This window comes from Streptomyces sp. SID9727, assembly GCF_010550605.1.
GTDB lineage: Bacteria > Actinomycetota > Actinomycetes > Streptomycetales > Streptomycetaceae > Streptomyces.
Genome location: NZ_JAAGNI010000453.1, coordinates 1 through 361, shown reverse-complemented (window position 1 = coordinate 361; position 361 = coordinate 1). Strand labels below are relative to the sequence as shown.

The following is a 361-nucleotide window of genomic DNA, read 5'->3' as shown; positions in this document are numbered from 1 at the left end:
GCCGGCGACCTCGGCCTCGCCTGCGCGGGGAGGCTGCTGCGCGCGGGCGTCCTCGTCCCGGCCGCCCGGTGAGCGCGGAACGCCGCCGGTGACAGCGGAACGCTTCTTCTGTGCCGACGCCGCCCGGGCCCGCGGCGACGCGCTCCCGGGCACCGCCCCGTACGGCCTGGTGTGGGTCCTCGTGGAGCACCACGCGCCCTGGCCGGCCAACGGCTACGACGGCCTCGCGCTCGAACCGGCGACCAAGTCCCTGCTCTACGAGGCCGCCCGGGCGGTGCGCGCCCGCATCCTGCTGATCCGCCGCCACGGCCGCCGCCCCGAGGACGCGGGGCCCCGGCGCTGGGCCGTCCTGCGGTACGAC

At 79.2% G+C, this 361-nt stretch carries 1 pseudogene; it reads left to right on the top strand.

Annotation, left to right across the window (positions count from 1 at the left end):
• Positions 1–88 precede the first annotated feature (88 nt).
• Positions 89–361 (top strand): annotated as a pseudogene (locus G3I41_RS31535) (sucrase ferredoxin); the annotation flags it as partial.